Source organism: Halalkalibacter kiskunsagensis (assembly GCF_037027555.1).
GTDB classification, from domain to species: Bacteria; Bacillota; Bacilli; order Bacillales; family Bacillaceae_D; genus Halalkalibacter; species Halalkalibacter kiskunsagensis.
Window position 1 is genome coordinate 43,091 of the sequence record NZ_JAXBLX010000013.1, and the last position, 25,371, is coordinate 68,461.

A 25,371-nucleotide genomic window follows, 5' to 3' on the forward strand; every position below is an offset into this window, starting at 1 on the left:
AATTACCCCTCCCAGTCTTGTTTCATTGCTTGATATACTTCAAATGGGTGCTCTGCATTTGTGATGCTTCGTCCTACGACAATGCCCCAACTACCTAATTCTCTAGCCTCTTGTGGAGTAACAACACGTTTTTGATCACCAATCGCATCTTCTGCGCGGCGAATTCCAGGACACACCGTATAAAACGATGAACCACAAGAATCATGGATTAAAGGGACTTCTTTCGCTGAGCAAACCACACCATCAACACCACTTTCTTGCGCAAATGTTGCATACGACTTTACAACATCGTCGAGCGGTTGGTTAATTAGCAATTCAGAGCGCATTGTTTCTTCATCTGTACTCGTTAACTGAGTGACCGCTATTAATATAGGTCGTTCTTTCCCAGCTAACGTCCCTTGCTCTAAACCTTCACGGGCTGCACTCATCATTTTTATCCCACCTGCAGCATGTACATTTACAATATCTATATCCAGACTAGCAAGCTCTCGCATTGTTCTTTGAACTGTATTTGGGATATCATGCAATTTTAAATCAAGAAAAATTTGATGGCCATTTTCTTTAAGCTCATGAATGACTTGTCTTCCTTCACGGTAAAATAATTCCATTCCTACCTTAACAAACAAAGACTCACCTTGTAACTGGGCTAGAAGTTCTCTACGTTTTGCTGCATCATCTAGGTCTAGGGCGATTATGAGTGGACGTTGCATTTCTTCCAACTCCCTCCAATAAGGTCTTGCACATTGTCAACTTCTAATTCGTCAAGAAGTGCAGGAAGTTCATCAATAATCGTTGGACATACAAATGGATCAGTAAAATTCGCTGTACCTACCGCAACTGCACTTGCACCTGCAAGCATGAATTCAACTACATCTTCAGCTGTATAAATTCCGCCCATACCGATAATCGGAATATCAACAGCTTGACTGACTTGATGAATCATTCGAATTGCTACAGGTTTTATGGCTGGACCTGATAAACCGCCGTAGCCATTTGATAAAATTGGCTTTCTTCTTTTTAAATCAATTCGCATTCCAAGAAGCGTATTAATCATAGAAAGACCATCCGCTCCAGCTTTCTCTACAGCACGAGCGATTTCAACGATATCAGCAACATTCGGTGATAGTTTTACATAAACAGGGACATCTGAAACATTTTTCACTTCTCTCGTCAATTCAGCTGCAACATGAGGAATGGTTCCAAATGCGATTCCACCTTGCTTCACATTTGGACAAGAAATGTTTAATTCAATTGCATGAACATTCTCCGCTTTGGAAAGTTTCGCCGTAGTCTCCACATAATCAGCAATTTCTGTACCAGCAACATTTGCCACAATCGGTACATCGTATTTCTTTAACCAAGGCAGTTCGTTATTTAATACTCCTTTTAGTCCAGGATTTTGTAATCCTATCGCATTGAGCATCCCTGCTGATGTTTCTGCAACACGTGGCGTTGGGTTGCCAAATCGTGGTTGATCCGTTGTTGCCTTTATAGCAATGGCACCTAAGAGCTCAAGATCATAATAATTAGCGTACTCTTTCCCAAATCCAAAACATCCAGAAGCAGGCATGATTGGATTTCTCATCGAAAGACCTGGTAGTTCAATTTGTAATCTGTTCATAGTACAACCTCCCCAACCGGAAAGACTGGACCATCTGTACAGACTTTGCGGTAACTTGTTCCTGAAGTATCGCCTACTACATGACAAACACAGGCAAAACAGGCTCCAATACCACATCCCATTCGTTCTTCAAGTGAAATGAACAAGCGCTTATCACTATAAATACTTGATAAAGCTGCTAGCATCGGTGTTGGTCCACATGAATACATCGTATCAAATGCTAGGTTTTTCTCTTTAATGACATCTGTCACATAACCGATCGAACCATAAGTTCCATCAGCCGTAACGACATACGTCTCACCTAGCTCTTGAAACTCACCTTCATAGAAAACATTTTCCTTGCTTTGAAAACCTAATACATGAATGACATGGACTCCACGTTTTTTTAATTGCTTAGATAAATAATAGAGAGGTGGGACGCCGATTCCGCCCCCAACAAGGAGAGCTGTCTCTCCTTGTTTAGTAGCATCTAATGGAAAGCCATTCCCCAGTGGACCTAGCACATCAATCTTTTCTCCTTCTTCCTTGAGAGATAACCGCTTCGTTCCTTTTCCTTCTGCGCGATACAGCATTGTGACAGTTTCATTTTCTATATCTACATCACAAATGCTGATCGGTCTTCTTAGCAAAAGGTCGTCACTATTATCTACTCGTAAATGTAGGAATTGACCTGGTTCTGTCATTTGTTTTGCTAGGCTTCCCGAGCATATAACTTCCATAATGTTTGAGGCGATTTCTCGCTGCTTCGTAATTGTTAGTAAATCTTTTTTTATCATGGTCCTCACGCCTCTCTCTTACATTTGCATTTGTGGCATACTTTCAGAAGAAAACGTAATTGATTCAAGAACTCTTAAAAGAGCTTCACCTGTATCAATCGATGTTAAGCAAACAACACCATTTTCAACTGCTTCACGACGAATTCTAAATCCATCACGAGCTGGTTGCTTTCCTCTTGTTAATGTATTAATAACAAAATGTGCTTGTCCTTGTTGAATGACGTCCAATAAGTTTGGTTTTTCTTCTCCAATTTTGTTCACAATTGTTACCGGAATATTCGCTTCTTTAATAAAGCTTGCTGTACCTGCAGTTGCTAAAATATCAAAGCCAATTTTATGGAAACGTTCAACGAGACTAAGCGCTTCTTCTTTATCTTTATCTGCAACTGTAAATAGAACAGATCCGTGAGTCGGAATACTCATTCCTGATGCAATTAAGCCTTTAAATAATGCCTTTTCTAAAGTTGTATCACGTCCCATTACTTCACCGGTTGATTTCATTTCAGGTCCAAGTGTAATGTCGACTCGACGAAGTTTAGCAAATGAGAAAACCGGAACTTTTACCGATACTTCTTTTGCTTCAGGATGATAGCCCGTTTCATACCCTAATTGTGGAAGAGACTTGCCAAGCATCACTTTTGTCGCAAGGTTTGCCATTGGTACGCCTGTAATTTTACTTAGGAAAGGTACGGTACGACTTGAGCGAGGATTTACTTCTAGAACATATACCTCATCCTTATGCCATACAAATTGAATATTTAGCAACCCAACAATTTTCAATCCTCTTGCAATCGAAATCGTTCGATCAATCAGTTTTTGTTTCAAGTTCTCTGGTACAGTTTGTGGAGGATAAACCGCGATTGAATCACCAGAATGAACACCTGCACGTTCAATATGTTCCATAATTCCTGGGATATAAACATTTTCCCCATCTGAAATCGCATCGACTTCTAGTTCTTTTCCTGTTAAATATCGATCAACTAATACAGGATGCTTCGGATTTACACTCACTGCATTTTTCATATAATTAAGAAGTTCTTCTTCTTTGTAAACAATCTCCATTGCACGTCCCCCAAGAACATATGACGGCCTAACAAGAACTGGATAGCCAATATCATTAGCAATAGTTACTGCGCCTTCAACAGATGTTGCTGTACGTCCAAGTGGTTGTGGAATATCTAGTGATAAAAGGGTTTGTTCAAATTTATCACGATCTTCAGCACGATCCATGCTCTCAAGTGACGTACCAATTATAGGTACTCCTCTTGCTTCAAGTTCATCCGCTAGGTTGATTGCTGTTTGTCCGCCAAATTGAACAATAACTCCTTCTGGTTGTTCTTGCTCATATACATGCATAACATCTTCAACTGTAAGTGGTTCAAAGTAAAGCTTGTCTGACGTACTAAAATCTGTTGATACTGTCTCTGGGTTATTATTAATAATAATCGCTTCATAACCAGCTTCTTTAATAGCCCAAACAGTATGAACAGTTGCATAGTCAAATTCAATTCCTTGTCCGATTCGAATAGGACCTGATCCTAGAACCAAAATGCTCTTCTTCTCTGTTTGAATCGCTTCATTCTCATCTTCATATGTCCCATAAAAATACGGGGTAGTCGATTCAAATTCAGCTGCACAAGTGTCAACCATTTTGTAAACAGGCCGAATATTCTGCTCCATGCGAAGATTATAAATGTCACGCTCATCTTTATTCCATATACGAGCAATTGCAATATCAGAAAAACCACGTTCTTTAGCTTTTTGTAATAACTCAAGATCATTTACAGATGCCGTTAACTCTTTTTCAAGGGTAACGATTCTTGCTAACTTTTGCATAAAGAAACGATCAATTTTGGTTAATTCACATAGCGATTGGATTGATTGACCTCTTCGTAACAATTCTGCTAATACAAACAGACGCTCATCATCGGTTATATCTAGACGTTTAACTAATACATTCGTTTCAGTATTAGCGATTTTCGTATCATAAATATGATCGTATCCAGCTTCCAATGAACGAACAGCTTTTAATAGAGACTCTTCTAAGTTACGACCAATTGCCATAACTTCCCCAGTCGCCTTCATTTGTGTTCCTAACGTACGATTGGCAGCCTCAAATTTATCAAATGGCCAACGAGGTATTTTTGAAACAACATAATCAAGTGCAGGTTCAAAACTTGCATACGTTTTTCCTGTAATTGGGTTCATCAACTCATCTAAACTGTATCCTACAGCGATTTTTGCCGCCATTTTTGCAATTGGATAACCAGTTGCTTTTGATGCAAGTGCTGATGACCGACTTACACGAGGATTTACTTCTATAATGTAGTATTGATCACTGTCAGCGTCATGAGCAAACTGAACGTTACAACCACCTTCAATTCCTAAGGCGCGGATGATTCGTAATGATGAGTTACGAAGACGTTGATAATCACGATCAGTTAGAGTTTGGCTAGGTGCGACGACGATTGAATCTCCTGTGTGAACTCCAACAGGATCAATGTTCTCCATGTTACACACAACAATTGCTTGATCTTTGGCATCACGCATTACTTCATATTCTACTTCCTTAAACCCTGCGATACTCTTTTCAATTAAACATTGCGTAACTGGACTATACTTTAGTCCACTAGTCACAATCTCACGTAACTGTTCTTCGTTATGAACAATTCCACCACCAGTTCCACCAAGTGTATACGCTGGACGAACAATAACTGGAAATCCAACTACTTTCACAAACTCTTGTGCTTCTTCAAGCGTATGAACAATTTCACTTTCCGGAACAGGTTCATCTAATTCATTCATTAACGTTCGAAATAAATCACGGTCTTCCGCTCGCTTAATTGCGTTCAAGTCTGTACCTAATAATTCAATATTATAGGCTTTTAAAATTCCAGACTCATCAAGTTCCATAGCCATATTAAGTCCCGTTTGACCACCTAGTGTTGCGACAATTCCGTCTGGACGTTCCTTACGAATGATACGACTAACAAAGTCTAATGTAATTGGCTCGATGTACACTCTGTCAGCCATTGTTGTATCCGTCATTATTGTTGCAGGGTTGGAATTAATTAAAACGACTTCATATCCTTCTTCTTTTAATGCTTGACAAGCTTGCGTGCCTGCATAGTCAAACTCTGCTGCTTGACCAATTACAATCGGGCCCGATCCAATTACTAAAATCTTATTTATATCATTACGTTTTCCCATGTTTAAATCTCCCCTCGATTAAGCAAGTACAGTTGCTTTCTTTTCGGCTTCCATCATTTTCACGAACTGATTAAATAAACTGTTCGCATCATGTGGTCCTGGTGATGCTTCTGGATGATACTGTACACTAAAAGCTGCGTGCTTAACATGTCTTACCCCTTCAACCGTGCCATCATTTACAGCCACATGTGTTAATTCAAGACCTGTTCCTTCTAGTGAATCAAGATCTACTGTATACCCATGATTTTGAGCGGTAATGTCGATTTTCCCGGTTGAGATTTCACGAACTGGATGGTTCGAACCACGATGCCCAAATTGTAATTTACTAGTTGTCGCACCACATGCCAGAGATAAAAGCTGATGTCCAAGACAAATACCAAAGATTGGGACTTGTCCTAATAGTTCATTTATCATATCAATCGCCTCAGGAACATCAACTGGATCTCCAGGTCCATTACTTAACATAATACCGTCCGGACGAAGACGAAGAATTTCATTTGCGCTTGTATTATAAGGAACAACAACCACATCACATTGCCTTGCAATCAGTTCGCGTAAAATACCATGTTTCATGCCAAAGTCCACAAGTACGACTTTCAATCCTCTTCCTGGAGCATGGTAAGGAGATTTTGTTGATACTCTCTTAACCTGATCTCGAACGAAGGTTGTTTGTTTTAGCTCTTCGATCACTTGTTGCGCATCAACCTCTAGCGAACAAATACGTCCACGTAGCGTACCGTGCTCACGAATTAAACGCGTAAGCTTACGTGTATCAATTCCTGCAAGACCTGGAATTTCTTTAGCACGCAGCAATGTATCAAGTGATTCTTCTTCACGCCAATGACTCGGCTCTGGCTCATATTCCTTCACGATAAATCCGTTAATTGCTGGAGTCACCGATTCAAAGTCATCACGATTAATTCCGTAATTCCCAATCAGGGGGTACGTCATTGTGACAATTTGACCACAATACGAAGGATCAGATAGTATTTCTTGATAACCAGTCATTCCTGTGTTGAAAACGACCTCCCCACTCATAACTTTATCTGCTCCAAATCCTTCACCAACAAAGACATTCCCATCTTCTAAAATAAGTTGACGCTTCATGCTGTCACCGTTCCTTTCTCAAATACAAGCTTTCCATCAACAAACGTATATACTGGCCACCCAAAACATGCCCATCCGTTAAATGGTGTATTTTTCCCTTTAGATAAGAATGCTTCTTTATCAATTTTGCGCTCTTGTTCAAGATCAATTACTGTCACATCAGCAATCTCACCTTCATTTAAAACACCTGATTGCAAGTTAAATGTTTTGGCTGGCTTCACTGTTAACCAGTCTACTAATTGTTTCAATGTTGCTTTTTCAGTTTTAACTAAATGTGTATAAAGCAATGGAAAAGCTGTTTCTAACCCAACAATACCAAATGGTGCTCGTTCCATTCCAACAGCCTTCTCATCCTCTGTATGCGGAGCATGATCTGTTGCAATAAAATCAAGGGTTCCATCTAAGAGCCCTTCCCAAAGAGCTTCTTGATCTTCTTTTGCTCGTAATGGTGGATTCATTTTAAAATTAGTATCTAATCCAGGAATATCATCTTCACAAAGCAAAAGGTGGTGAGGTGATACTTCCGCCGTTACTTTAATACCTGCTTTTTTTGCATCACGGATTACACGAACCGATTCTTTCGTACTTACATGACAAACATGATAGTGAGCACCTGCTGCTTCAGCTAGCAAAACATCACGTGCAATATGTACTGATTCGCATACGGATGGAATAGCAGGTAACTTGTGTTCTGCTGAAAAACTCCCTTCATGTACACAACCACCATGGATTAACGTATCTTCTTCACAGTGTGCCACAACTGCCATATCAACCTCGGCAGCTTTTTTCATCGCCGTAAGCATCATATCAGCTGATTGAACACCTACTCCATCATCAGTAAAGGCGAACGCACCTGCTTTTTTTAATGCTTCGAAATCGGTTAATTCTTTTCCTAATTGTCTTGTCGTGATCGCAGCATATGGCAACACACGTACATGCCCAGTTGATTCAATTCTTTCTTGCAGCCATTCCATTTGTTCTTTCGAATCTGGAACTGGTCTTGTATTCGGCATTGATGCAATCGTTGTAAAGCCACCCGCCGCTGCTGCTTTCGTTCCTGTTTCGATTGTCTCTTTTTGTTCTCCACCTGGTTCACGTAAATGAACATGAACATCAACAAGTCCCGGTGTTATTAATTTCCCCTCTACATTTATAACTGATTCTTCTTCTGTAGTTGGTGGTGTGAATTGAATACGGGCATCCACCATATACACGTCTTTCACTACCAAAGTACCATCTTCTGCTAAAATAAATCCGCCTTCAAGTTTGATTGTCATTTCTCATTCCCCCTTAGTATTGGTCAAGAGCACGTCTTACAACAGCTTTTCTTACGGCTACACCATTTTTCATTTGTTTAAAAATTCTAGAACGACCACATTCAACAAGTTCATTCGCTAATTCTACTCCTCGATTAACCGGTGCCGGATGTAGGATAATTGCATTTGATTTCATTCGATTTTCTCTTTCGATTGTTAAGCCAAATTGTTGATGATAGCTTTCTTTGGACCATTCCATTTTTCCATCGTGTCGCTCATGCTGAATACGCAAAAGCATTATAACGTCAGCTTTTGGTAATTCATCATCTAAATTCACATATTGATAAGCCTCGTCATACCCAGCCATCCATTCTTTCGGCCCAGCTATTTTTACTTTCGCACCTAACCTAGTGAGGACATCCGCATTGGACCTAGCCACTCGGCTATGGCGTAAATCACCAGCAATAATGACATTCAAGCCAGAAAATGACGAAAACTCTTGTTGAATCGTTAGTAAATCAAGTAAAGACTGTGTTGGGTGATGACCGTTACCGTCCCCTGCATTTATAATTGGAATTTGTACCTGTTGACGGATATGTTCGTAATAGTCATTCTCTGGATGTCTAATGACAAGAGCATTCGCTCCAATTGCTTCAAAGGTTTTTACTGTATCAAGTAACGATTCACCCTTTTGAACACTTGAACTCTCTTCTGAGAAAGACAGAACATGCAGACCTAGCGTTTTTTCAGCTACCTCAAAGCTATAGCGCGTTCTTGTTGACGGTTCGAAGAAAAGATTAGCGATAAATAACTCTTTATTTGGACGCCACTCTTTGCCACTTGCAAAATGCGCTGCCTCTTGTAGAATATTTGAAATTTCAACTGTTGACATTGCTTCTAACGTTAATAATTCTCCTCTGATTGCTTTTTGTTCTGTCATTGTCACCATCCAAACCAGCCTCCTCATTAGTATGTATTTGTAATATGCTTATAAAAAATACCCTAAGAGTATCTCTTAGGGTATACGGAACAGGAGAAGTCTTTCCCTCCTCGTTACCGAACCCCTTTGAAGTCTCTCTGTACCTCGTTTAAAGGGAATTATTCTTTTGTTACTCAGATTCAAACATCGCTTTCTTTCCGTAGCTAACTTCTTTCTCAGGTAAAATCATATGCAGGATAATGCCAATGATGGTTGCTAGAGCCATACCTGGAATAACAATGTTCTCAGTGACTTGTATGAAAGCTCCACCGATTCCAATGACTAAAATAACTGATGAAATAATTAAATTTCTTTTTAATCCAATATTTATTCCATTATCAATCAGCATCCGTAAGCCTGAAGAAGCAATTACCCCGAATAATAGTATGGAAACACCACCCATAACTGCGGTTGGAATTGTTTGAATGAGAGCTGCAAATTTACCGATGAAGGAAAATGATATAGCAAGAACTGCCGCACCTGCAATCACAAACACACTGAACACACGCGTGATCGCTAATACACCGATATTTTCTCCATAAGTTGTATTAGGAGGACCACCAACGAACGAAGCAATGATGGTTGCTACTCCATCCCCTAAAATAGAACGGTGTAAACCAGGCTCTTTAATAAAATTCTTCCCCACCACTTTACTTAGTACCATTTGGTCTCCTATATGCTCTGCAATAGTAACAACTGCAATCGGAACCATGATAAAAGCAATTTCCCATGAGAAAGCCGGGGAATAAGTTACAAATGGGATCAAAACATCTGGTGCTGCAATCCAACTCGCGTCACGAACTGGTTGCCAATCAATAAGTCCAAAGAATAAGGCCGTTATATATCCACCAACGATTCCAAACATAATTGGAACGAGGCTAAAGAATCCTTTAAAAAACATCGATGCGACAACTGTTATTGCAAGTGTTATAAGAGCAACTGTGAAATGAGTTGTTGAATATTCTCCTGTGGCCGGTTCATTCATGGCCATATCAATCGCGACTCCAGCTAAACCTAGTCCAATTACCATAATAACTGGACCAACTACAATCGGTGGCAAGAAACGCATAATCGAGTTAACTCCAAACGCTTTAATGATTAGGGCAATGATTCCGTATGCTAAACCTGCTAAGAAACTTCCAATCATGACACCCTCAGGTCCATTCAAACTTGTTGCTGCAATAATTGGGGCGATAAAAGCAAAGGAAGAACCTAAATACGCTGGTATTTGTCCTCTCGTAATGACAAGGTATGCTAACGTCCCTAGTCCACTTGATAACAAGGCAACAGCAGGACTTAAATCAACTAAGTATGGAACAAGAATTGTTGCACCAAACATAGCAAATAAATGCTGTAAACTTAAAACAATCCACTTATCAAACCTTGGCACTTCGCGAATGCCAACTTCTTTTGTCTTTAATGCCATTAATATATTTCCTCCTAAACCTTATACAAAAACCTCTTTGTCAAGACAAAGAGGTGCTACAGACTGATTCGTATTATCACGAATCGGAATGAGACCCTCTTATCAGTCTCGCAGGACTCATTTAAAGAGGTACTTTTTTATTTTGTTCAATTGTTACTTCATCAATTGAATCAACTTCTTTTACTTTCGCAACAATGATTTCACTTTTTGATGTCGGAACATTTTTCCCTACATAATCAGGTCGAATTGGCAATTCACGATGACCTCGATCAATTAAGACGGCCAATTGTATTTGCTCTGGCCTGCCAATATCAATCAATGCATCAAGACCAGCTCGAACCGTTCTGCCAGTGTAAAGAACATCATCAACAAGAATAACTTTTCGATTTCTAATATCAACTGGTATGTCTGTCCCTTGTAAAATTGGTTCTTCTTTATTCGTTTTAACTGTTAGATCATCACGATAAAGGGTGATGTCAATTTCTCCAACTGGAATTTTCGCACCTTCTATTTGATCTATGCGTTCTGCTAATCGCTTGGCAAGATAAATCCCACGTGTCTTTATTCCAATCAGAATACAATTTTCCACACCCTTATTGTGTTCAATGATTTCATGTGCAATACGTGTTGTTGCTCTTCTAATCGCTTGTTCGTCTAAAATTATACGTGACAACTTTCCCACCTCCACATTATCCTAGAAAACGAAAAAACTCTCATGTCCATTTAGACATGAGAGGATAAAATACGTAGGTGAATACAGACAGACTATGTTCAGTGCCTGTTTCTTACGGATCCGTTTCCTTCTCAGCCTCACAGGACTGTAGTTAAAGGACTATTAATTTCTATATTAGTATGACTTAGAAACAGATAACTGTCAACCATTTTATTTTGTTCTTAATTGATGTAACAACTGTTTCATATCTTCTGGAATTGGCGCTTCAAAAAGCATTTCTTTTCCTGTTCTTGGGTGAATAAATCCAAGTACCGCCGCATGAAGAGCTTGCCCCCTTATATCAAGTGTTTTCTTTTTCGGACCATACTTAGGATCACCTGCTAATGGGTATCCAATGTATTTCATATGAACACGAATCTGATGCGTTCTTCCTGTTTCTAACTCGCATTGCACGTAGGTATACTGATCAAATGTTTCGAGTACAGTAAAATGCGTGACTGCATCACGACTATTCACTTCAGTTACAGTCATACTTTGGCGGTCTTTTTTATCTCTACCTATAGGAGCATCGACTGTCCCATGCTGATGTGGAATAATACCGTGGACAATCGCTTTATATAATCGTCGTGTCGTTTTTGCTTTTAATTGTTCAACTAGAGATTCATGCGCATGGTCATTTTTAGCAACCATTAATAAACCAGATGTATCCATATCAATACGATGTACAATTCCCGGTCTGATTACACCATTAATACCTGATAAGTCTTTACAGTGGTACATTAATGCGTTAACTAACGTGCCTGTGTAATGACCAGGAGCAGGATGAACAACCATCCCTCTAGGCTTATTGACAACAATTACATCTTCATCTTCATAAACAATTTCAAGCGGAATATTCTCTGCTATTATTTCTAACTTCTCAGGTTCAGGTATTTCTAGAGTGACAACATCACCTGATGCCACCTTATAATTGCTTTTCACTTTCGCATTATTCACTTTGATATGTTCTTCTTTTATCCAGATTTGCACTTGTGTGCGTGACCACGATTCATTCATTGTTGTCAAAAATTTATCAATTCGCTCACTTGCTTGATCCGTTGTGACAGTCCATTCAAATTGTTCCATTACGCGCGCTCCCTCTTTTGTTTCCGTTCATCAATAATCATTTTCACAAACAATAGCCCTACTCCTATACAAAGTGCGGCATCAGCTACATTAAAAATAGCAAAATTATAAGTGAAGATATATGTATCTACAAAATCTACTACTTCTCCACGAAACAACCGATCAATAAAATTCCCAATAGCGCCTCCAAGAATTAAACCTAAAGAGACTCCGATCAGCCTACTTTTTCCCGCTTCCTTTTGCATATAATAGATGAGTCCAATAACGACAATCGTTGTGATAATATAAAAGAACCACATTTGACCTTCAAGTATTCCAAATGCTGCACCTGTATTTCGATGCGATGTAAAATAAAGTACATTTTCAATAATTTTTATACTTTCTCCAATAATCATTTGTTTATCAACAATCCACTTGCTTATTTGATCAATGATGATAACAACAATTGCTAATGCATAATACTTCAACGTAATTCCCCCGATCTGTCCACATCTTTCCATACGTTTAGCATTATAGCACAAAAAGAGGGGGATGACCCCCTACTTTCCGTTTAAGTATTGGTCGTAGTGCACGTTACGTTGAAATACGACATCTTCATCACCTGTATAGCCATCAATTCCCGTTGATAGAAATCCTTCAATTTCTTCTACATATCCGATCAATTCTCCGTTTTCGTCAAGTGATGAATCTTCAAATACCATCGAATTCTCATTAAACTGAGCTACCGATTGATATGCATCCTCTGCATCAAATTCTGTTTCTTTATCATTATTATCATAATTAAATCGTTCAAACCCGTCTAATACATCTTCTTCAGATGGTCGATCATTCGTTACATTATGCTCTGCTCGAGCAACGACTGTTCTAGCTGCAGGGTTTGCTTCTAACCGTTCATATGGAATTACTTCTCCAGTCGATTCACAGAAACCAAATGTGCCTTCATTAAATTTCGCAAGAGCATGTTCAATTTCTTCATGCTCTCTTTCCAATTGTTCAAGTAAAGCAAAATCTTTCTCTCGTTCATATAAATCAGTCGCTGTATCTGCAGGATGATTATCATATTGAGACAGTTCTCCTGTTGAAAAAGACAATGTTCTTGATTGTTCTTCTTGAAAATGCTTTTTAATACGTTCTTCTACTTTTGATTTACGATCGAGCAGTTGTTGTTTTATCTTTGTGTAATCAGTCATGCTATCTCCCCCAAATAAAACAAGTCAAGACGTCTTGTGACGCTCCTTTTTATTGTGACCATTTGATGGTGATATAGCCAACACAACATTTGTCAGCTTTTAGCCAGAAGCAAAAAGTCAACCTAAAATAATTCGCTTAGATTCTTTTTTAATCAACTAAGAGATTGTTTGAGCCTTTTAGCTAACCTGTCACATCATTATAAATAAAAAAGGCCTGCCTCATCTAGTTAGCACTAGGAGGCAGACTTTTAAAGAAATTTAAGCATAATGCGCTATAACTGTTTCAGTACATGATGAACATAATCCGGGATGATCGTCTTTTTGCCCAACGGTTTCAGAGACAACCCAACAACGTTCACACGTCTCACCTTTAGCTGATTCTACCACGATTGCAAGTTGCTCAAAGGCAATAGCATCATGAGGTGCATCATTCACTTCACCTGCTAAGGTTACATTAGAGACAATAAATAATTTTTCGAGCTTTGGAATGTCACTCAGTAAGGTTTTTACATCACCACTTGAATACAACGTGATAGCTGCCGTTAGTGACTTCCCAATTTTCTTTTCGTTTCTTGCTTGCTCAAGTGCTTTTAAAACATCATCTCTTACAATCATGAAGTGATTCCATTTTTCTTTCAAATGCCCTACATCACCAAACGCTTTTGCTTTTGGCATATCTGTTAATTGTACACTTTCTTCTTTAACTGCAGGAATATGTTCCCACACTTCGTCAGCTGTATGACTTAAGATTGGAGAGACAAGCTTTGTAAGAGCAACCAGAACCTCATACATAACTGTTTGGATCGCACGACGTGATGGATGATCTGCATGCTCGATGTATAAAGTATCTTTTGCTAAATCCATATAGAAAGAGCTTAGTTCAATGGTACAGAAATTATGAATCGTATGATATACAGTCGAGAATTGATATTGATCATATGCTTGATCAACCTTTTCAATTACTTCATTTAATTTAACTAGTATAAACAAATCGACGCCTTCAAGATCGTTTACATAGTCTTTTGTTGGATCAAAATCATGAAGATTTCCAAGTAAGAATCGGAAAGTATTCCGAATTTTACGGTATGATTCAGACACTTGTTTTAAAATCTTATCTGAAACCCGAACATCAGCTTGATAATCAACGGATGCTACCCATAAACGTAAAATATCTGCTCCTAATTGTTTCATGACATCATTAGGGACAACGACATTTCCGATTGATTTGCTCATTTTACGTCCTTGACCATCAAGTGCAAATCCGTGACTTAGTACTCCTTTATAAGGAGCTTTCCCCGTTACAGCAACACTCGTTGAAAGAGAAGAGTTAAACCAGCCACGATACTGGTCAGAGCCTTCAAGATATAAATCAGCAGGACGCTGGAGTTCCTCGCGCTCTTCTAATACTGCTTGGTGAGAGGAACCTGAATCAAACCAAACATCCATAATGTCCATTTCACGTGTGAAAGTCCCGTTTGGGCTATGCTCTGACGTAAATCCTTCTGGCAATAATTGATCTGTCTCCCATTCGAACCAAACATTGGATCCATGTTCTCGGAACAAATTAGACACATGTTCGATCGTCTCATCTGTAATAATCGGTTCACCATTTTCACCATAAAACACAGGAATAGGAACACCCCAAGCACGTTGACGAGAAATACACCAATCTCCACGGTCACGTACCATATTAAATAATCTTGTTTCCCCCCATTTAGGAAGCCATTCTACTTCTTCAATCGCTTTAAGTAATTCACTACGGAAGTTTTCAATTGATGCAAACCATTGCGCAGTTGCACGATAAATAACTGGTTTTTTCGTGCGCCAATCATGTGCATAGGAATGTGTAATGAAAGTGAGCTTCATTAACGCTCCTACTTCCTCAAGTTTTTCCGTAATTGGTTTATTAGCAGCATCATAAAACAATCCTTCAAAACCAGGCGCTTCTTCTGTCATATGTCCTTTATCATCAACAGGGCATAAAACATTAAGACCATATTTTTGACCAACGATAAAGTCTTCTTCCCCGTGACCTGGAGCAGTATGAACACAGCCAGTTCCTGCATCTAAGGTAACATGATCCCCACACATCACTAACGACTCACGGCCATAAATCGGATGCTTGGCTTTCACATATTCAAGTTCAGCACCTTTTATCGTTTTTAACACTTCTGGGCTTTCCCATTCAAATTCTTTTGTCAAATTGTCGAGAAGGCCAGCCGCGACCACATATTTCTTACTGTTAACAGAAACAACATTATAATCGAGGTCTGGATGAACAGCAATTCCTAGGTTAGCAGGAATTGTCCAAGGAGTTGTCGTCCAGATAATAATATTCTCATCTCCATTGAGTACTCCATTTCCATCGTTCACAGGGAACGCTACATAAATTGAAGGAGAACGCTTATCTTGATATTCAATTTCAGCTTCAGCTAAAGCAGATTCTGATGACGGAGACCAATATACCGGCTTCTTCCCCTTATAGATATATCCTTTTTTCGCCATATCACCAAACACTTTTATTTGCTGTGCTTCATATGCTTTATCGAGCGTAACGTATGGATTCCACCAGTCACCTCGAATACCAAGTCTCATAAACTGTTCACGTTGTCTATCAATTTGCTTTAACGCATATTCTTCACAAAGCTTTCGAAATTCTGCAACACTCATGGACTTACGATTCACTTTTCCGCTCTTTGTAAGTGCTGTTTCAATCGGCAAACCATGAGTATCCCAACCTGGAACGTAAGGAGCCTGAAAACCACTCATTGATTTATATCGTACGATAATATCTTTCAAAATTTTATTTAATGCATGCCCCATATGAATATCACCATTCGCATACGGCGGACCATCATGCAAGACGAACAATGGACGCCCTTTGGTACGGTCTTGGACCTTTTGATAAATATCCATTTCCTTCCACTTCTCTTGTCTCTCTGGTTCACGATTTGGCAAATTCCCACGCATCGGAAATTCGGTTTTTGGCATTAGTAACGTATCCTTGTATTCCATTTCTGCTTTCCTCCTAGGTCATATTATAAGATTGTAAAGAAACACAAAAAAACTCCTCCTCCCAAAAAAGGGACGAGAAGTTAACCCGTGGTACCACCCTGCTAGAAAGTTTAATACTTTCCACTCATTTATTCGTAACGGGAATAACACGTTGCATCCTACTCTAATCATTTCAGTGCAAAACTGAAGGGTGATTTTCCTATGTGAACGTGTTCAGGCTTCCACCACCCCTGAATCGCTAAGCACGTTTGATACAAAGTACTCGTCCCTGTCATCGTCTTTATCAACATTCATTTAATGAATACCATTATATGATAGCAATTTGAGAAGTGCAAGCTCATCAAAAAAATTACCGTTCTTCATACACTTCTTCTTTTTCAGTCACGTCATTCCAATCATCTGTTTGAAGCATTTCAAGTTGTGCTTCAATAAGCATCTTAAACCGCATTTTATAAACAGATGCTTGTTTCTTCAACTCTTCCATATCCATCATAACTTTTCGTGACTTAGAAAGTGCATCATTAATAATTCGATCTGCATTTTTTTCCGCTTCTTTTACAATGAGCTGTGCTTCTTTTTGGGCATTGCTTCTTACTTCTTCTGCAGCCTCTTGAGCGACTAAAATTGATTTATTAAGTGTTTCTTCAATATTTTTAAAATGCTCAAGCTTTTCATCTAAATTTGTTACTCGTTCAAACAAATCTTTTTTTTCACGAAGAACTGCTTCGTAATCTTTTATGACTTGATCTAGAAATTCATTAACCTCATCTTCATCATAACCACGAAAACCTCTTGTAAATTCTTTATTGTGGATGTCTAAAGGGGTTAAAGGCATATTTGCCACCTCCAAGTTGTTTACGTTATTTTGTTTCATTTTAGACTATTACAAAATAACATTGTTGTTAAAGAGCATAATGACAAGTTTTATTACTTACGATGTACCCTCTATAATAAACATATTTCGACATAAACATTAAAAACCCTTCACCTTTTTCAATCTTTCCTAACGCTTTCTTCCAAATCGCAAACGAAATTTTTCTTTTTTTGTAAGTCCTTCAATGGCGAATACTCTTGATCGTCCAAACCCTTTGACAGATATGTAATCGCCTTCCTGCAAAAGAAAATCCACACGGTCAACTGTTTTCCAATTAACTTTTGCTAATCCTTTTTCAATAAAAGGAGTTACTTTTGATCTCGAGAGCTTATACATCTGAGCAATAACAACATCTAGCCTCATTGAAGATACTGTTATAACTGATTCTTCCCATTCGTCTTTAGGTATAATGTGCTCAGATAATGGAATTCGATTCAATCGAACACTCGCTCTTCCAATCGTATGTATGTTCATTTCAACATAGTCAGCTATTTCACTCGCTACAACTACTTGTGCAACACCATCATCACTAATAAAGATATCTCCAAACTTCTCACGTTTCACACCAACATTCATTAATGAACCCAAGATGTCACGATGCTCTAACGTTACAAATTTCATTGGATACTCAATTGAAAATAGAGTCAGCTTAAAATCATCGTCGGATGTTTCTAGATACGGCGGTGTCATATAAAGGCGACATCGTTCTGCATAGCGAGAGCCTCCCGCAAAAGAGAGGCTCACATCGTCATCTTGTCCAATTATACTCCGAACAATTTCTTGTTGCCTTGGATCGAGAAAGTCACTTAAACGATCTAAGTGTCTGAGTGTAACATCACCTTGCCACTCGATCACCTGATCAACAAAAGGCCGCTCTTCCTCACGAAAGTGCTGATAAATACTTATTGTCGGTCACTCCAATCTCTTATATACCAAATAACGCTGCGACACCGCCACTCGCTAAACGTAACACAATAATAGCCACGATAGGAGATAAATCAATCATTCCAAGTGGCGGGACAAATTTTCGGAATGGTTCTAAATATGGTTCGACAATCCGACCTACAAATTGACCTATTGAAGATTCTCTTGCATTCGGAAACCAAGACATTAGAATATAACCAATGATAAAAAAAGAATAAATGTATAATGCTTGATAAAGCAATAACCCAATTGTTTGCAAAACACTCACCACCTTCTATTACTATTCAAAATGTTCCTGCATCATTTCTGTAATTGTTCCTGATACATCCACATTATCAGGTGTACAAAGAAAGATGTTTGAACCGATTTTTTGGATGTCCCCCCCAATAGCATACACTGTTCCACTTAAAAAATCGACAATACGTTTCGCTTGATCATGCGAGATACGCTGTAAGTTAATAATTACAGCTTTTCGGTTTTTTAGGTGGTCCGAAATCTCTTGTGCTTCATCATATGTTCTCGGTTCAAGAAGCATCACTTTGGTTCCTTTTTGAACACTTTGCAAACTAACAACATTTTGTGTTGAATTAGGTTGCTGTTGCTTAGATGACTGCTGTCTCAACCGACGCTTTGGTTCCGTTTCCTCTTGCTCATATCGCTCATCGATATATTCTTCTACCTCTTCATATTCATCCTCTAGTTCAAAAAAACGTTTAAACTTTGACTTCATCCCCATTTCTATTTCTCCTCTCGACTAATTTATTCTCGTCCTACAAGAGCTGATCCGAGTCTAATAAATGTCGCTCCTTCTTCAATTGCTACAGTATAATCATTAGACATTCCCATAGATAGTTCAGTACACGGAGCATGCGAAAGTTTCATTACCATGATTGAATCTCTTAACTTTCTTAACTTCCGAAAAACAGGTCTCGTCATTTCAGCGTTGTCAAAGAAAGGAGCCATTGTCATCAATCCAATCACTTGAATTCCTTTGAAAATTGAAAGCTCTTTAATAAATGGAATAACTTCTTCTGGAGAAAGGCCCGATTTTGATTCTTCACCTGAGACATTAACTTGCAAGAAACATTTCATTACTTGCCCCTCTTCTAACCGCTTGTCCACTTCTTTTGCAAGTGATATTCGATCAAGCGAATGCAAGTATTCATATTTCCCTATAATCTTTTTCACTTTTCTAGTTTGCATAGATCCAATAAAATGCCAAATTCCTCTCTCATGCAATGCTTCCCATTTTTGCAAGGCTCCTTCTGCACGATTCTCACCAATATGTATTAATCCAGCATCTAGTGCTCTTTCGGTCGTTTCCATACTTACATATTTAGTAACTGCAATAATTTGGACTAAAGCAGGATCACGGTTCACACGGTTGCATGCATCGTTAATTTCTTTCTGAATAGAGATCAAATTATCTTTCACATTCATAATCATTCATCACCATCCAATCGTATTCCAATAAAACTCATTAATCTTCCTGTCCTTCCAGCTTCGGCCCGGTGTGAAAACATTCTTTCATCAGTAGCTGTACAAATTGAAGACATGAGAATTTGATTATTATTAATCCCTGCTTTTCTTATAAGAGCTTTATTCACTTCTCGTAAATCAAGTAGATATTTCTCATTCGATCGTTTCCTATAGGGAAGGTAATTTAAATCATTAGGCCAGCATTTCTGTACTTCCGTTATAACTTTATGATCGACCTCATATGCAGGTTGAGAAATACATGGTCCGATTGCCACTTGAATATCCTCAAGTGGTATTCCTTCTTCCATCGTCCACTTTCTTATCATAGCTGAACCAATATTTTGAACCGTTCCTCGCCAACCTGCATGGGCAAGACCAATAGCACCCTGACTAGGTGCAAAGAAATATAAAGGAACACAATCTGCATACAAACTTGTTAATAACAAGTTTCTCTCTAACGTATATATTCCATCGGTATTAGCAATTGCTGTATCTAGCCTTTCGCTTCCGCACCCTGCTTCAAGCAGGGTAATTTTTTTTATTGACGATTCATGGACTTGTTCTGTACCAACCCATCTAGATAATGGAAATTGAATATCAGTTGCTAATAGTCGTCGATTTGATTTTACACTCTCTGGGTCATCTCCAACATGAAAGCCTAAATTTAAACTATTATATGAGTTATTGCTTTTGCCACCTCTTCTAGTAGAAAAACCAACAATGAGGTGAGGATGAGCTCTTTGCCATTCTTGAATTGTTAAATACCTTTCTCCAGTTTGAACAAAAGGTTCCATTTACTCCCTCCTCCCCCTCGCAAAATATCAATAAAAAAGGAAAAACTTATCATATTTCTATCTTATCATAGGAACGTCTATACAAGAAACGACTTTCTTCTTGCTTTATCGCTTTCTTGTAATTGGTGATTGTTCAAAATTCATCGGTTTTCTACTGTACGCACTTGGCACTTCTACGAGAATAACATCAGAGCCAATTCGAATGATATTCTTCCATGGAACTACAATCTCTTCTGAATCCTTCCCAAATAGCCCCATCATTTTTCCCGAACCATTAATAACCAAAGCTTCAATTGCACCAGTTGTTAAATTTATTTCTAAATCAGTTAAATGTCCTAAGCGTTTCCCATTATCCATATTGACTATATCCTTAACTTGTAATTCTGAAATCTTGATCATAGTCTTCACCTCTTCCATAGTATCTCGTCTTTTACTATATGCTAGGTTGCATAGAGATTATGATCAAATACTCTGACGAAACTAACGCAAAAAGAGGATAACTCAAAAGGCCTGTCCTATTTTAGTAAGCAGTGTGTCTTATGTCACAAAAATTCTGCCTTCTAATTAAGGTTCCTAACGAGTCATCCTCAGTGTCATCTTTTAAATTTGAGCATGTTTATTCATTTGTTGAATAGCTGCTTTTTCTAAACGAGATACTTGCGCTTGAGATATTCCAATTTCATCTGCGACTTCCATCTGAGTCTTCCCTTGGAAAAATCGCATGTTCAAAATCATCTTTTCGCGGTCATTCAATCTAATCATTGCTTCTTTTAAGGCAATTTCTTCAACCCAATTGACATCTTTATTCCGCTCGTCACTTATTTGATCCATGACGAAAATCGGATCTCCACCATCATTATAAATTGGTTCAAAAAGAGATACTGGATCTTGAATCGCATCTAACGCAAACACAACATCTTCTTTTGGTACATCTAATACCTTCGCAATTTCTTGGACAGTTGGTTCTTTTTCACGTTTTTTTTCTGACATGATCTGATCACGAACCTGTAACGCTTTATAGGCGATATCTCGTAAAGAACGAGAGACACGGATCGGATTGTTATCTCGTAAATAGCGACGAATTTCACCTATGATCATAGGAACCGCGTATGTAGAGAATTTTACATTCTGGCCTAAATCAAAATTGTCTATCGACTTCATCAACCCAATACAACCAACTTGAAAGAGGTCATCCACGTATTCTCCGCGATTGTTAAAACGTTGGATAACACTTAGCACTAAACGCAAATTTCCATTAACTAACGTTTCACGAGCACTTGTTTCACCACTTTGTAATCGTTGAAATAAATCTCGCATTTCAGTGTTCTTTAAAACAGGTAACTTCGAGGTATCTACACCGCAAATCTCAACTTTATTTCGTGTCAATTCTTTCCCTCCTATCGCGGGAGATGATGTCTAAGAAAAGTATCTCCTCAGAAGGAAAAAATATGCACCAGTACTGTCGAATAAAAAATAGACCGACATCGCTCGTGCACGTCATGACAATAAAAACAGAGTAAAAAATATTTTTTAGCTCTGTTTTTTTAAAGTGATTAAATTGAAAAGCCTTTTATAGAAACGACAAATAGGCGCGAGATACTACTCACGCCTATTCTAAATGCTTTGAGGTTGTTCCAAAAGGTAAAAACCAACCTTTTGGAACTTTTTATTTATACGCTTATTCTCTGATGGCAATTGGCTCCCCTCGTTGCGCGTTCCCTCTTAGAAAACCACTCAGAGGGAACTTAAAACCTTGCAACGGGTCCGCTCAATGCTTTAAGGTTGTTCCAAAAGGTAAAAACCAACCTTTTGGAACAACCTCTTATACCATTTTATTGAATTCCTTTTGTAGTCGTTTAATAATTCGTTTTTCTAAGCGTGATATATAGGATTGTGAAATACCTAGCATATCTGCAACGTCTTTTTGTGTTTTTTCTTCATCTCCAGCTAGTCCGAAGCGAAGCTCCATAATTTGTTTTTCACGATCATTTAATGTATGGAGTGCTTTTACCAATAGCCTTCTATCGACTTTTTCCTCAATTCCTCTTGTAATGATGTCTTCTTCTGTTCCTAAGACATCCGAGAGGAGCAATTCGTTTCCATCCCAATCTATATTTAATGGTTCATCAAACGATACTTCCGATCTTGTTTTATTGTTACGGCGAAGGTACATAAGGATTTCATTTTCGATACATCTGGATGCGTATGTTGCTAGCTTGATTTTTTTTTCTGGATTAAACGTATTAACAGCTTTAATTAATCCAATAGTTCCAATACTAATTAAATCTTCGATATTGATACCTGTATTTTCAAATTTACGTGCTATATAGACAACTAGACGTAAGTTTCGTTCAATCAACATTGACCGAACAGCTTTGTCACCAGACGGCAATTTCTTTAACAAAACAGCTTCTTCCTCTTTTGAAAGTGGAGGTGGCAGTGCTTCACTTCCTCCTATGTAATAGATCTCATCAGATTTCATTCCGAGTCGATACATTAATTTGTACCACCATAAGGTTACCTTTAGCTTTAGCTTTAACATGTTCTGTGCCTCCTAATTACTGGATTATGCTAGCTTATCAGTGGAAACACCGAGTACTAACTTTGGATGAACGATACATTTAAAAGCTCCGTCAGCAGATAATTCCTTATCCTGTAATCCTAGCAGAACATTTTTAGTTTCAAACTGTTCTTCTTTATGATAGATTTTCACTTTATCTGGCTTTAGACCCGTTAAAAATGGAGAAGATTGCCCAATGACTTTGTATGGAATAATACAAGCTCGTTCAAATAAACGATTATCTTCCACTTTTTTTGTACCCGCATGCTCGTGAAATGTCATCACATGGTTGATGGATTCTTCTGTAAAAAAAGGATAAAGCAATGTTGCCTCAATGATCATCACTGGTTTTTTTGATATTGGGTCCGATAATTGGTTTCCACTATCAATTAATCCTTTTGTTCGAAATGTGTAACCTGATATGGAAATATCAACTTCTACTAGTTGATCGTATTGTACTTGCTTTATCTCAATTGTTTCAAAACGGTGCTTTGAAAAAAACCAAATTAGTGGAAAACCGATCATCACAAACACCCAACTTATCCCACTACCAAAATAACCAGCGTTTACTTGTAGTATTCCTTCAAATATATCAACCTCCGTTTGCCAAAAGAAATGTAATGCAAATAATCCACCACCTGTCATAAAAGTTACAAAATAAAACATAAGCAAACCTTGTAAAAAGTATCGCAACCGTCTAAAACCAAATGCAATGTAGACAATTACCGTTGAATACAGAAGTTTCATCCAAGGTTCATAAAATAATGACGCAACAGGACTGAACATTAAAAACACAATTAATGATGCAAATAATGAAGCTAGGATCATTCGAATGTGATGGAAACGTCGCTTTAACACTAATGCCGTTAAAGCAATTAGCAAATAGTCAATACAAAGATTCAGTGCCCATATCACATCAATATATAAGGTCATATCCACCCTCACATCCATTGATTTGAAACAAGTATATATCAAATTCTAGTCAAAAGTCTGTCGCTTCATGACAAGCTTGAGGGGGTTATTTTGAGAGATTTTCAGAAAAAATGTCAACTTTTCACAAGCGGAAATAATTCTGATTATTTTGGGGAATAGTGCACAAAAAAATAGTGTTTTCGTTCCTAATTACAAACTTTATTTGATCAATATGATTTACAGTTTATTCTTTCTCAATAGAAAAAGCTGACTCAAAAGTCTAAGACCTTGAATCAGCTTAATAATTAGCGATTTCGATTTCTACGATTGCGTAGGAAGGTTGGAATATCTAATGTCTCTGTCGCTTCTGTTGGTGCAGGATTTTTCTGCGTATAACGAGACTCTTTTTGTTCCTCTTGATGAACAGACGCTTGATTTACTTGACTTTTTGAAATCTTAGGAGATACAGGTCGTTGCCCAGTGTTTTCAACATCATCAAAGCCTGTAGCTATAACCGTAACAACAATTTCGTCTTTTAAATTCTCATTAATAACAGATCCAAAGATCATATTAACCTCTTGGTCAGAAGCAGCAGAGACAATTTCTGCAGCTTCATGAACTTCATATAATGAGAGATTTGAACCACCAGTAATGTTCATCAACACACCTTGTGCACCATCAACTGATGTTTCAAGCAATGGACTTGAGATAGCTTTTTTAGCAGCCTCACTTGCGCGATTTTCACCAGTTGCTATACCAATACCCATTAAAGCAGAGCCTTTTTCACTCATAATTGTCTTTACATCTGCAAAGTCTAAGTTAATTAAACCAGGCACAGCAATTAGATCCGAAATACCTTGAACACCTTGACGTAACACGTTATCCGCTTCACGAAATGCCTCTAACATCGGTGTGTTTTTATCAACAATTTCTAATAGACGGTCATTTGGAATAACAATAAGAGTATCTACTTTTTCTTTTAAGGCTTGAATACCTGCTGCTGCATGAGTCGAACGTTTGCGTCCTTCAAATGTGAACGGACGTGTCACTACTCCTACCGTCAGTGCTCCTAATTCTTTAGCAACTTCAGCTATAACTGGTGCAGCACCTGTACCGGTTCCACCACCCATTCCAGCGGTAATAAATACCATATCTGCACCTTGTAATACTTCTTCAAGCTGTTCACGGCTTTCTTCGGCAGCTTTTTTCCCGATATCAGGATTTGCTCCTGCCCCTAACCCGCGCGTTAATTTGCCTCCTAGCTGTAATTTTGCTTCAGCTTTTGATAAATTAAGAGCTTGAGCATCAGTATTTACTGCAATAAATTCTACACCTTGCAATCCATTCTCTATCATTCGGTTAACGGCATTACTACCCCCACCGCCTACTCCAATTACTTTAATTTGTGCTAATTGTTCCATATCCATTTCAAACTCTAACATGTAAGGTC

At 38.3% G+C, this 25,371-nt stretch carries 24 protein-coding genes and 1 other annotated feature; all 24 genes read right to left on the bottom strand.

The genetic code is table 11. From position 1 onward, the window contains the following. Positions 1-2: 2 nt before the first annotated feature. The 24 genes from pyrF to ftsZ all read right to left on the bottom strand — a co-directional run bounded on the left by pyrF (position 3) and on the right by ftsZ (position 25,363). Positions 3-710 carry an orotidine-5'-phosphate decarboxylase gene (pyrF, locus tag SLH51_RS09385; RefSeq protein ID WP_335960928.1) on the bottom strand — a complete coding sequence of 236 codons (708 nt, stop codon included), beginning with the start codon at positions 708-710 and terminating at the stop codon, positions 3-5. Continuing rightward, entirely contained in the window at positions 692-1,621 is a 930-nt protein-coding gene (locus SLH51_RS09390) for a dihydroorotate dehydrogenase (RefSeq protein ID WP_335960930.1), read from the bottom strand. The genes pyrF and SLH51_RS09390 overlap by 19 nt, the downstream gene beginning before the upstream one ends. Then, the gene (locus tag SLH51_RS09395; protein ID WP_335960931.1) at positions 1,618-2,397 is read right to left on the bottom strand and encodes a dihydroorotate dehydrogenase electron transfer subunit; all 780 of its coding nucleotides are present in this window, start codon (positions 2,395-2,397) and stop codon (positions 1,618-1,620) included. Before SLH51_RS09395 ends, SLH51_RS09390 begins: the two co-directional genes overlap by 4 nt. A gap of 18 nt (positions 2,398-2,415) precedes the next feature. After that, complete coding sequence (gene carB / locus SLH51_RS09400) at positions 2,416-5,607, bottom strand: carbamoyl-phosphate synthase large subunit (RefSeq protein WP_335960932.1); 3,192 nt, start codon at positions 5,605-5,607, stop codon at positions 2,416-2,418. A gap of 18 nt (positions 5,608-5,625) precedes the next feature. Beyond that, positions 5,626-6,714, bottom strand: coding sequence for a carbamoyl phosphate synthase small subunit (locus SLH51_RS09405; RefSeq protein ID WP_335960933.1), 1,089 nt, complete (start codon positions 6,712-6,714; stop codon positions 5,626-5,628). Next, entirely contained in the window at positions 6,711-7,991 is a 1,281-nt protein-coding gene (locus SLH51_RS09410; protein WP_335960935.1) for a dihydroorotase, read from the bottom strand. The genes SLH51_RS09405 and SLH51_RS09410 overlap by 4 nt, the downstream gene beginning before the upstream one ends. A 13-nt stretch (positions 7,992-8,004) precedes the next feature. After that, positions 8,005-8,919 carry an aspartate carbamoyltransferase catalytic subunit gene (locus SLH51_RS09415; protein WP_335960936.1) on the bottom strand — a complete coding sequence of 305 codons (915 nt, stop codon included), beginning with the start codon at positions 8,917-8,919 and terminating at the stop codon, positions 8,005-8,007. A 160-nt stretch (positions 8,920-9,079) separates the two neighbouring features. Continuing rightward, positions 9,080-10,375 (bottom strand): solute carrier family 23 protein, encoded by a 1,296-nt coding sequence (locus SLH51_RS09420; RefSeq protein ID WP_335960938.1) that lies wholly within the window; start codon positions 10,373-10,375, stop codon positions 9,080-9,082. A gap of 121 nt (positions 10,376-10,496) precedes the next feature. Next, complete coding sequence (gene pyrR, locus SLH51_RS09425; RefSeq protein WP_335960940.1) at positions 10,497-11,048, bottom strand: bifunctional pyr operon transcriptional regulator/uracil phosphoribosyltransferase PyrR; 552 nt, start codon at positions 11,046-11,048, stop codon at positions 10,497-10,499. Between the two features lie 210 nt (positions 11,049-11,258). Further along, positions 11,259-12,173 carry an RluA family pseudouridine synthase gene (locus SLH51_RS09430; RefSeq protein WP_335960941.1) on the bottom strand — a complete coding sequence of 305 codons (915 nt, stop codon included), beginning with the start codon at positions 12,171-12,173 and terminating at the stop codon, positions 11,259-11,261. Then, positions 12,173-12,640, bottom strand: a complete 468-nt coding sequence (gene lspA / locus SLH51_RS09435; protein WP_335960943.1) for a signal peptidase II — start codon at positions 12,638-12,640, stop codon at positions 12,173-12,175. The genes SLH51_RS09430 and lspA overlap by 1 nt, the downstream gene beginning before the upstream one ends. 72 nt (positions 12,641-12,712) lie before the next feature. Continuing rightward, positions 12,713-13,363 (bottom strand): TraR/DksA C4-type zinc finger protein, encoded by a 651-nt coding sequence (locus SLH51_RS09440; protein WP_335960945.1) that lies wholly within the window; start codon positions 13,361-13,363, stop codon positions 12,713-12,715. A 258-nt stretch (positions 13,364-13,621) separates the two neighbouring features. Further along, positions 13,622-16,378, bottom strand: a complete 2,757-nt coding sequence (gene ileS, locus SLH51_RS09445; protein WP_335960948.1) for an isoleucine--tRNA ligase — start codon at positions 16,376-16,378, stop codon at positions 13,622-13,624. Positions 16,379-16,443: 65 nt separating this feature from the next. Beyond that, positions 16,444-16,662, bottom strand: a binding site (T-box leader). 65 nt (positions 16,663-16,727) lie between these two features. Continuing rightward, positions 16,728-17,213 carry a DivIVA domain-containing protein gene (locus tag SLH51_RS09450; RefSeq protein ID WP_335960949.1) on the bottom strand — a complete coding sequence of 162 codons (486 nt, stop codon included), beginning with the start codon at positions 17,211-17,213 and terminating at the stop codon, positions 16,728-16,730. A gap of 168 nt (positions 17,214-17,381) precedes the next feature. Next, positions 17,382-18,158 (bottom strand): YlmH family RNA-binding protein, encoded by a 777-nt coding sequence (locus SLH51_RS09455; protein WP_335961048.1) that lies wholly within the window; start codon positions 18,156-18,158, stop codon positions 17,382-17,384. A gap of 19 nt (positions 18,159-18,177) precedes the next feature. After that, positions 18,178-18,435, bottom strand: coding sequence for a YggT family protein (locus SLH51_RS09460; RefSeq protein WP_335960951.1), 258 nt, complete (start codon positions 18,433-18,435; stop codon positions 18,178-18,180). Between the two features lie 21 nt (positions 18,436-18,456). Beyond that, entirely contained in the window at positions 18,457-18,912 is a 456-nt protein-coding gene (locus tag SLH51_RS09465) for a cell division protein SepF (protein WP_335960953.1), read from the bottom strand. A gap of 23 nt (positions 18,913-18,935) precedes the next feature. Beyond that, positions 18,936-19,616 carry a YggS family pyridoxal phosphate-dependent enzyme gene (locus tag SLH51_RS09470; RefSeq protein WP_335961049.1) on the bottom strand — a complete coding sequence of 227 codons (681 nt, stop codon included), beginning with the start codon at positions 19,614-19,616 and terminating at the stop codon, positions 18,936-18,938. A 2-nt stretch (positions 19,617-19,618) separates the two neighbouring features. Beyond that, positions 19,619-20,449: a peptidoglycan editing factor PgeF gene (gene pgeF, locus SLH51_RS09475; RefSeq protein WP_335960954.1), complete on the bottom strand. Its 831-nt coding sequence runs from the start codon at positions 20,447-20,449 to the stop codon at positions 19,619-19,621. A 105-nt stretch (positions 20,450-20,554) separates the two neighbouring features. Continuing rightward, on the bottom strand, positions 20,555-20,848 hold the full coding sequence (locus SLH51_RS09480) for a YlmC/YmxH family sporulation protein (protein WP_335960956.1): 294 nt from the start codon (positions 20,846-20,848) through the stop codon (positions 20,555-20,557). Positions 20,849-21,049: 201 nt separating this feature from the next. Continuing rightward, positions 21,050-21,835 (bottom strand): RNA polymerase sporulation sigma factor SigG, encoded by a 786-nt coding sequence (sigG, locus tag SLH51_RS09485; protein WP_335960958.1) that lies wholly within the window; start codon positions 21,833-21,835, stop codon positions 21,050-21,052. Between the two features lie 436 nt (positions 21,836-22,271). Next, a complete protein-coding gene (sigE, locus tag SLH51_RS09490) occupies positions 22,272-22,991 on the bottom strand; it encodes an RNA polymerase sporulation sigma factor SigE (RefSeq protein ID WP_335960959.1) in 720 nt (239 codons plus the stop codon). Between the two features lie 24 nt (positions 22,992-23,015). Continuing rightward, entirely contained in the window at positions 23,016-23,942 is a 927-nt protein-coding gene (gene spoIIGA / locus SLH51_RS09495) for a sigma-E processing peptidase SpoIIGA (protein ID WP_335960961.1), read from the bottom strand. Positions 23,943-24,226: 284 nt separating this feature from the next. Beyond that, positions 24,227-25,363, bottom strand: a complete 1,137-nt coding sequence (gene ftsZ / locus SLH51_RS09500; RefSeq protein WP_335960963.1) for a cell division protein FtsZ — start codon at positions 25,361-25,363, stop codon at positions 24,227-24,229. Positions 25,364-25,371 lie beyond the last annotated feature (8 nt).